At 31.4% G+C, this 6,023-nt stretch carries 6 protein-coding genes; all 6 read right to left on the bottom strand.

Features of this window, described 5'->3' with window-relative positions; genetic code table 11:
* Positions 1-503 (bottom strand): flavodoxin family protein (locus tag ACJMLH_RS00335; RefSeq protein ID WP_405273984.1); only part of this gene is annotated, 503 nt, incomplete at its 3' end.
* The gene (locus ACJMLH_RS00330) at positions 500-1,132 is read right to left on the bottom strand and encodes a flavodoxin family protein (protein WP_405273983.1); all 633 of its coding nucleotides are present in this window, start codon (positions 1,130-1,132) and stop codon (positions 500-502) included. The genes ACJMLH_RS00330 and ACJMLH_RS00335, both read right to left, overlap by 4 nt.
* Before the next feature lie 678 nt (positions 1,133-1,810).
* A complete protein-coding gene (locus ACJMLH_RS00325) occupies positions 1,811-4,144 on the bottom strand; it encodes a hypothetical protein (RefSeq protein WP_405273982.1) in 2,334 nt (777 codons plus the stop codon).
* A 166-nt stretch (positions 4,145-4,310) separates the two neighbouring features.
* A complete protein-coding gene (locus ACJMLH_RS00320; protein ID WP_405273981.1) occupies positions 4,311-4,901 on the bottom strand; it encodes an Ig-like domain-containing protein in 591 nt (196 codons plus the stop codon).
* A 51-nt stretch (positions 4,902-4,952) separates the two neighbouring features.
* Entirely contained in the window at positions 4,953-5,600 is a 648-nt protein-coding gene (locus tag ACJMLH_RS00315) for a hypothetical protein (protein WP_405273980.1), read from the bottom strand.
* 41 nt (positions 5,601-5,641) lie between these two features.
* On the bottom strand, positions 5,642-6,023 hold a 382-nt coding region (locus ACJMLH_RS00310; protein ID WP_405273979.1), incomplete at its 5' end, for a hypothetical protein.

The following is a 6,023-nucleotide window of genomic DNA, read 5'->3' as shown; positions in this document are numbered from 1 at the left end:
TTTTTGGAAATGTTTGAAAATATATCGATAACAACATTACCGTTCAGCATTTTAAGCAAATCCTCGGACTGCTTAATATGAGGCCTTACTGACTTTTCAAAATAATCTCTGGGATAATGGATGGTGTAGAAAAGCCCCACATTGACTTTACCCTTAAATTTATTGCCTATCTTATATGAAACAATAGAATATATCATCCTTTCAAGAAATGCCATATAATGGCTTGAAGGATTTGAGAAAAATATCGGAACGGCAATTATAAGAGAATCTGCAGCAAAAATCTCATCAATCAGCGGTGAAAGCTCATCTCTCCAATAGCATTTGCAGACTTCATCATCTCTCTTACATATTTGACAAATCCTGCAGCCACATAAATTCAACTTATACAAATCAACATATTTAACGTCACTGCCTGCAGATTCAGCACCTTCTGCAGCTGATTTTGCAAGCTGTGCATTTACACCTTTCCTTTTGGGATCCGCATTAATTACAACAGTCTTCATTTTGACAGCTCCGCACCGATTTCAAATGCCTTTTCCAAGTCTTTCGGAAACTGCAGTATCCATTGCTTTTCCTTCAGCTCCTGTGAAAATCCGGCCATGTTGAATTTGGAATAGTCACTGATTTGTATGGTATCGCAAACTGGATATGTTACTATTTCACCATTTAAAAATGAAAACAGATATTCTGTTGTAGCAAGACTGTCCTTCATCGAATTTTCATAAAATTCCAGTGGAGCGTTCATGGTATAGAAAATTCCGACATTTACCTTGCCTGTAAAATAGCTTGTTCCGTCATCATAGGACATTATGCAGAATATCAAACGTTCAATCAAAGCTCGAAATTCACTTGTAGGCTGGCCAAAATAAATTGGTGAGCCTATCAAAAGACAATTTGAGGCGAAAATCTTTTCAATTACCTCTGTGAGGTCATCATTCCAGTAGCATTTCCCTTTGGTTTTAGTTTTGAGTTTACAGACAAGACAACTCCTGCAACCCTTAAAAACCAGATCATATAAATTGAAGTATTCAGTTTCAGCCCCGACGGATTCCGCTCCCTTTTGGGCGGCCTGCATGATTTCTGCAGTATTCCATGTTTTTCTCGGACTTGCATTAATGACAATTGTTTTCATAATTATAATTATAAAAACTTGATTAATAAAATGTTCTAAAAAAAGTACGTGGTGAAATATCTACTTTACAGTGATTTTAGCCTTTACAGTTTTTGAGTTGTAATACTTGCTGCCTGCATATTTGATGTTTGCAGTGAATTTGCCTTTTTTGGTTAATTTGGTAATCTTAAAGGTTGCCTGGCCTTTTTTATTAGTTTTTGCATAGTAAGTTTTGCCTTTAACCTTTAATGTAACTTTAACATTTCCAATGACTTTGTTCTTATTGTTTTTTAAAGTGATTGTGTATTTTTTGGTTTTAACTGATATTAAAAAAAAGAGTGAAGCTATTTTTTTGATTAATGTTGAACCTCTAAACGTTTACCTATTTATATAAAATTTAAGTGAAAAAGTAATACTTTTTCAGTTTGTAAAAAATAAAAAATTAGACATGGCATTTCTTAGCAAGATAGAAAAAAACCACTGCAAATAATTAAATCAAGATTAATTATTTAACTTTATCTACATAAACTTGCGAAAAGTGCTTGGCGCCAATGCAAGATTAAAAATATTAAAAAACAGATTAACTATATCCTCAGTTAGCTGACCATATGCAAAAATAACAGCACTTCCACACAAAATTAATCAAAACTTAATCTACAAGTTCACTCGATTAACTGCAGAATTAAAGCGAGATAATAATCAATCTTTTTCTTCGTACACATCATCAGGAGTATTGTCTTTGAAAGTACAGTTGTTTGATTCATATTCTGATTCTTTTCTTAAAGATATTGCTCCGCCATTTTCTCTTGCTGTGTTATTATTGAATATAGACTCCATGATTTCTAACCTACCACTATTAAATACTGCTCCACCATTTTCTCTTGCTGTGTTATTATTGAATATAGACTCCGTGATTTTTAACCCCCCACCATTAGATATTGCTCCACCATTTTCTTTTACGGTGTTATTATTGAATATAGACTCCGTGATTTTTAACCCCCCACTATTAGATATTGCTCCACCAACCCATGGTGCCATGTTATCTGTGAATGTGGATTCCACAATAGTTAACTTTCCTCCATTAGATATTGCCCCACCACCCCACATGTTTAATGACACATTATTATTAAAAGTGGATTCAACTATAGTTAACTCACCATTGTTGCGTATTGCGCCACCACCATTTTCTTCAGATATGTTTTCATTGAGTATTGACCTCAATATTGTCAACACTCCCTTATTGGATATTGCTCCACCTCCCCATTTTCGTGCTATGTTATCTGTGAGTATGGATTCCACAATAGTTAACTCACCACCATTGAGAATAGCACCACCATTTTCTTCGGAAGTGTTATTTATAAATTTACAATTTTTTATAGTTATTAACTTTCTATTGTGGTTAATTTTTATTGCTCCACTATTATTATTAAATAAATTATCATAGCTTTTGTGAGTGTGTCCATTTTTAATTACTAAATTTTTTAATGTTATATTATTTCCAGTTATTATAAAAATGCGTGATTTGTCTTTCCCATCAATTGTATGCCCATTACCATTAATAATTAAATTATCTATGTCTAATTCTATCCCACCTTCATAAAAATCATGCTCATAATTCTCCAAACATATATCATGATTTAAATTTATTTCTTTAGTATTTCCATTGTGGATTTTTTTATCAAAATATCCAAAATCAAAATTTTCACCTTTAGGGATTATTTTAATATCAACTTCAACATTACCATTTCCATGAATATTGCTTAAAAGAGTTTGTGATGATTTTTTAATCAATAAATAACCGTTATTTAATATAGTTTCACCATCATCAGATATTTTTGGATTTATTAAAGTTAAATTACTTTGATTAATTATATTTTGAGAAGAAAAATTTAAAAGATTATTTTCAAAAATACTTCTCTCAATAGTACAAAATTTACCATTATTAAAAATAATAGACTCAACAACCTCATTATCTTTAAATCCCCCACCTAAAATACTAAAATTAGAAGCATCCCCCTCGGTTAAAATAATTTTATCAGTTTTATTATTCTTAAAAAAACTATTATAAATTTGTAATCGATCAATATTTTGGATAATCGAATTTAAAGATGAATTATTATAAAATTCAGAATTAAAAACTTTTAAATTTTTTGAGTTGTATATTGCACCACCACATGGAGAGGTGTTATTGTTAAGTTTGGATTTAGTAATTATTAACTCATTATTGTCAATTACCCCACCATAGTTGTATATTGCTCCACCCTCTATCTGTGCAGTATTATCTGTGAGTGTGGACTCTGATATTTTTAATATGTGGCGATTATTTATTGCCCCTCCACTGTTTGCTGTGTTACCTGCAAATGTAGATTCTGTAATATCTATCTTAAGCTTATTGTATATTGCGCCACCACCTCCCGCAGTGTTATTGTCGAGTGTAGACTCTGAAATAATTAAATACCCCCAATTGTATATTGCTCCACCCCATGAATGTGCATAGTTATCGTTGAATGTAGATTCAGTTATTGTTAACTCATTCCCATTATATACTGATCCACCAACATGCTCTGCCGTGTTTTCTTTGAGTATGGATTCATTAATTGTTAAATCACCCCGGTTATATATTGCACTACCCTCATATGCATATCCATTTTTTAATGTAATGTTTTTAATTTTGATATTTTTTTCAATACATTCAAATATTCTAGTTTTTCCACAAGCATCGATAGTATATCCATTACCATCAATAACCAAATCAGCAACATCTAATTTAATACCATCTTTATAATTAAGTTCTTCTTCATCATCTAAAATCACATTAGACTCTAAAATAATCTCTTTCACACCACTATGAATTAAATCATCAAGATATTTAAAGTTGTTAGGTTGTGTTGGCTCGTCACTAACTCCTTCTTTATTTTTATCAAGTTTTTCATCAGTTATTTCAATTGGTTCGTTATTGATTTCATCATCAACCTCCCCTTCTTCCTTCTTACCCGATCCAAACAATTTTTTAAGACGACTCCCAAAGCCCATACCAACACCCTATTAATTTTAAAATCAGTTAAAATAAACTCTATCAATCCATCATATATAACAATTCCGACAATAATTTCTGAACTGCATCTAGGTCATAAGTAAAAAAAAATAAATATGTAGGCATATAACAACACCTACTTAACTGAATATATTCAAAACTTATTTAAGTATGATAAATCCCACGATTAGGATCATACATCTCATATAGACCGCTTTCTGCATTATATCTAACATCTCTGCCACTGACTTCCATTGCATGCTCTGCTTGTTCTCTTGTTATACCCAGATCATCAGTTTCAGGACCTTCCAGATTATTTCCACCATTAGATGCCGTGCTACTTACAGTAGGTTCTGCTTCAACAACTTTCTCTTTAATAGTTAATTTTTGTGTTGTGTTATTGCCAGTGTAATTTTCATTTCCACCATAACTTACAGTAACATTATACTTTCCTTTCTTTAAATCAAGGTTAAGAGTTGCTTTACCTTTAGAATCTGTTTTAACAACATCATCAATAACAACTTTACCTTTGCTGTTAGTTATTGTGATATTGACAATTTCCTTTGATAAAGGTGTTTTGTTCAAATCTGTCAATCGTATGGATAGTTTTCCACCTTCATATTGCTCTTTATCACTTGTAATTTTAATTTTTGTTGGTTCTTTAGCATTTGTTGATTGAAAAAACATTACACCTAAAGCTGCTGCAAGAATGACAATTATTACAATCAGTATTATAATTATATTTTTATTGTCCATCAAATTTCACCTCAATATGTTCAAATGGAATATTGTATTTTATTTACCTCCTTAATTTCCCATAATATAATTTTCATAGAAAGATCTTTCGTATGTTTTACCATTTTTTCTTACTCCGCCTTGAACCACCTTAGCTCCATCGTCAGTGTATCCTGAATCATCTAAGTTAATATATCCATTATCTTGGATGTGGTAATTTACTGCCCCATATTTGCTTTGTACATAGTTACTGACTTCTTCTTGACTATACATTGGAGTGCCATCTGACTTATATGCATAAACAGATTTAGAATTAGAAGATGAAGAAGATGCGACTTCTTTAATTGTTATTTTTTTAGTGACATTGCAACTAGCATACTTATCATTTCCATCATAAATAGCAGTTACAGTGTATTTTCCATTGTCTTTATCCAGTTTTAATGTTCCAACACCTCTATCGTTGGTTTCAACGGAGTGATAATCGCATGACTTATCCTTGTCGGTTACGGTAACATTGACTGTTTGGCTGGCCAACGCATTTCCATCAGCATCTGTGAGCTGGATTTTGATAGAATCTCCTTTATCGATTGATGAATTTCCTTTAAATTTCAATTGAGTACTCTTTTTTGCCATATCTGGCATCATCATTGCGGCCATGCCTACCAGAAGAGCGGCAATGACTACAATCAATGCCAAAATAATCATTTTGTTTTTTTCCATTAAATCACCACTTAAAAAAATATTACCTAATTAACACTCAATTACCTCATACTAAAATGACTCATATCTGTCACTTTTGCACTTTTTAATCCATTGATTGTACTTGCATCTTTAGTTAAAATTAATTTTCCTTTTGTTGCATAAGCAGTATATTTGGTTTCAGCAAATATTGTATATTTGTTAGGATATTGTTGTTGTCGTTTAGGTTCTTTTCCCCCATAACTGATAGAAATATATACAGGTGCTTTAATAGTTTTAAAGTTTTTATAATCAGAAGTTATTGTTTGTTTAACTTTTTTATGAGTATTTAAAGTATAACTAATTGTTTTACCTGTATTTTTTGCTTTGATTAAATTATTATACTGATTTTGAGTGAGTGTAACTTTATATCCTTTAACACTAAATGTTCTAGCATTTTTAGTT

The sequence above is a fragment of the Methanobrevibacter sp. genome, assembly GCF_045116495.1.
In the GTDB taxonomy this organism is placed as follows: Archaea; Methanobacteriota; Methanobacteria; order Methanobacteriales; family Methanobacteriaceae; genus Methanocatella.
This window is presented reverse-complemented; position numbering and strand designations above follow the sequence as displayed.

Excerpts from the sequence above, each read along its gene's own strand:
- ACJMLH_RS00330 (WP_405273983.1), bottom strand. The coding sequence starts at position 1,132 with ATGAAAACAATTGTCATTAATGCAAGTCCGAGAAAAACATGGAATACT.
- ACJMLH_RS00325 (WP_405273982.1), bottom strand. The coding sequence starts at position 4,144 with ATGGGCTTTGGGAGTCGTCTTAAAAAATTGTTTGGATCGGGTAAGAAG.
- ACJMLH_RS00320 (WP_405273981.1), bottom strand. The coding sequence starts at position 4,901 with ATGGACAATAAAAATATAATTATAATACTGATTGTAATAATTGTCATT.
- ACJMLH_RS00315 (WP_405273980.1), bottom strand. The coding sequence starts at position 5,600 with ATGGAAAAAAACAAAATGATTATTTTGGCATTGATTGTAGTCATTGCC.